Below are 3,374 nucleotides of genomic sequence, written 5' to 3' on the forward strand. Positions count from 1 at the left end.
AAGGGGGATTAGCTCAGCTGGGAGAGCACCTGCTTTGCAAGCAGGGGGTCGTCGGTTCGATCCCGTCATCCTCCACCAATTACTTGGTTATCAAACCAGATTCCGATAGACACTTATCACTCAACACCAAAGCGGTTTCGCAAGAGACTGTTTTGTTGTTGATTCCGGATTTCCGGATCAACGCGGCTGTTCTTTAAAAATTCATAGAGTCGAAAATCAGCGTTGCTGGTGGAAAGCAGAAATTCGTAAAGGTTTTACTGCACCGTGCCACCAGCAACAATTTGATTGCGTCAAAACGAATGAAACTTTGCGGAAGCAATTTTTATTCAGTAATGACGAATATTCTTCAAGAATGTGAATCTGGGCGACCGGGTTTACAGCAAAGATATTCACATTACGGCATAACGCGCGAGGTGAGAGACCTCGCAAAGCAGTTGCTTGGGTTCTTGTGCGATGAGATCTAGAGATAGATGTCAAAGTTATAGGGTCAAGTGACTAAGAGCATGTGGTGGATGCCTTGGCGATGATAGGCGACGAAAGACGTGATAGCCTGCGATAAGCTTCGGGGAGTTGGCAAATAAACTTTGATCCGGAGATTTCTGAATGGGGGAACCCACCTAGCAATAGGTATCACTGCGTGAATACATAGCGCAGTGAAGCGAACCTGGAGAACTGAAACATCTAAGTACCCAGAGGAAAAGACATCAACCGAGATTCCGATAGTAGTGGCGAGCGAATTCGGAAGAGCCTTGCAGTGATAGTCAGTGTGTTAACAAAACGGAATGGAAAGTCCGGCCATAGTGGGTGATAGCCCCGTATGTGAAAACGCATTGGTGGTACTAGGCTGCAGACAAGTAGGGCGGGGCACGAGAAACCCTGTCTGAATATGGGGGGACCATCCTCCAAGGCTAAATACTCATCATCGACCGATAGTGAACAAGTACCGTGAGGGAAAGGCGAAAAGAACCCCGGGAGGGGAGTGAAATAGATCCTGAAACCGCATGCTTACAAAAAGTCGGAGCCCTTAGGGGTGACGGCGTACCTTTTGTATAATGGGTCAGCGACTTACATTCAGTGGCAAGCTTAACCGAATAGGGAAGGCGTAGAGAAATCGAGTCCGAATAGGGCGACAAGTCGCTGGGTGTAGACCCGAAACCAAGTGATCTATCCATGGCCAGGATGAAGGTGCCGTAACAGGTACTGGAGGTCCGAACCCACTAGTGTTGCAAAACTAGGGGATGAGCTGTGGATAGGGGTGAAAGGCTAAACAAACTTGGAAATAGCTGGTTCTCTCCGAAAACTATTTAGGTAGTGCCTCAAGTATTACCTGCGGGGGTAGAGCACTGTTTAGGCTAGGGGGTCATGGCGACTTACCAAACCTATGCAAACTCCGAATACCGCAGAGTACAGCTTGGGAGACAGAGCACCGGGTGCTAACGTCCGGACTCAAGAGGGAAACAACCCAGACCGCCAGCTAAGGTCCCTAAAACGGGCTAAGTGGGAAACGAAGTGGGAAGGCTAAAACAGTCAGGATGTTGGCTTAGAAGCAGCCATCATTTAAAGAAAGCGTAATAGCTCACTGATCGAGTCGTCCTGCGCGGAAGATGTAACGGGGCTAAGCCAGTTACCGAAGCTGCGGATGCACAGTTTACTGTGCGTGGTAGGAGAGCGTTCTGTAAGCCTGTGAAGGTGTCTGGTAACGGATGCTGGAGGTATCAGAAGTGCGAATGCTGACATGAGTAGCGTTAAAGCGGGTGAAAAGCCCGCTCGCCGTAAGCGCAAGGTTTTCTACGCAACGTTCATCGGCGTAGAGTAAGTCGGCCCCTAAGGTGAGGCAGAGATGCGTAACTGATGGGAAACGGGTCAATATTCCCGTACCGATGTGTAGTGCGATGTGGGGACGAAGAAGGTTAGCTCAGCCAACTGTTGGATATGTTGGTTCAAGCCTGTAGTCGTGCTCGGTAGGCAAATCCGCCGGGCTAAGATGAGGGGTGATAACGGGTCTGCTTGCAGACGAAGTGAGTGATACCCAGCTTCCAGGAAAAGCCACTAAGCTTCAGCTACACACGACCGTACCGCAAACCGACACTGGTGCGCGAGATGAGTATTCTAAGGCGCTTGAGAGAACTCAGGAGAAGGAACTCGGCAAATTGACACCGTAACTTCGGGAGAAGGTGTGCCCTCAGTAAGTGAAGTTGTACAAATGGAGCTAAACGGGGTTGCAAAGAATAGGTGGCTGCGACTGTTTAATAAAAACACAGCACTCTGCAAACACGAAAGTGGACGTATAGGGTGTGACGCCTGCCCGGTGCTGGAAGATTAAATGATGGGGTGCAAGCTCTTGATTGAAGTCCCAGTAAACGGCGGCCGTAACTATAACGGTCCTAAGGTAGCGAAATTCCTTGTCGGGTAAGTTCCGACCTGCACGAATGGCGTAACGATGGCCACACTGTCTCCTCCTGAGACTCAGCGAAGTTGAAATGTTTGTGATGATGCAATCTCCCCGCGGAAAGACGGAAAGACCCCATGAACCTTTACTGTAGCTTTGTATTGGACTTTGAACAGATCTGTGTAGGATAGGTGGGAGGCTTTGAAGTGAGGATGCTAGTTCTCATGGAGCCAACGTTGAAATACCACCCTGGTGTGTTTGAGGTTCTAACCTTGGTCCATTATCTGGATCGGGGACAGTGCATGGTAGGCAGTTTGACTGGGGCGGTCTCCTCCCAAAGCGTAACGGAGGAGTTCGAAGGTACGCTAGTTACGGTCGGACATCGTGACGATAGTGCAATGGCATAAGCGTGCTTAACTGCGAGACTGACAAGTCGAGCAGATGCGAAAGCAGGACATAGTGATCCGGTGGTTCTGTATGGAAGGGCCATCGCTCAACGGATAAAAGGTACTCTGGGGATAACAGGCTGATACCGCCCAAGAGTTCATATCGACGGCGGTGTTTGGCACCTCGATGTCGGCTCATCTCATCCTGGGGCTGTAGTCGGTCCCAAGGGTATGGCTGTTCGCCATTTAAAGAGGTACGTGAGCTGGGTTTAAAACGTCGTGAGACAGTTTGGTCCCTATCTTCCGTGGGCGCTGCAGATTTGAGGAAGCCTGCTCCTAGTACGAGAGGACCGGAGTGGACACACCTCTGGTGTATCGGTTGTCACGCCAGTGGCATTGCCGAGTAGCTATGTGTGGAAGAGATAACCGCTGAAAGCATCTAAGCGGGAAACTCGTTCCAAGATGAGATCTGCCGGGGGCTTGACCCCCCTGAAGAGTCGTTCTAGACCAGGACGTTGATAGGTTGGGTGTGGAAGCGCAGCAATGCGTTAAGCTAACCAATACTAATTGCTCGTGCGGCTTGACCCTATAACTTTGAT

1 tRNA gene and 1 rRNA gene are annotated in these 3,374 nt (G+C 50.3%); both read left to right on the forward strand.

The features are described from left to right. Positions 1-2: 2 nt before the first annotated feature. Positions 3-78, forward strand: a tRNA-Ala gene (locus WH303_RS23715). 407 nt (positions 79-485) lie between these two features. After that, positions 486-3,363, forward strand: a 23S ribosomal RNA gene (locus WH303_RS23720). Positions 3,364-3,374: the final 11 nt, after the last annotated feature.

The organism is Comamonas sp. MYb69 (assembly GCF_037479315.1).
Lineage (GTDB): Bacteria > Pseudomonadota > Gammaproteobacteria > Burkholderiales > Burkholderiaceae_C > Comamonas.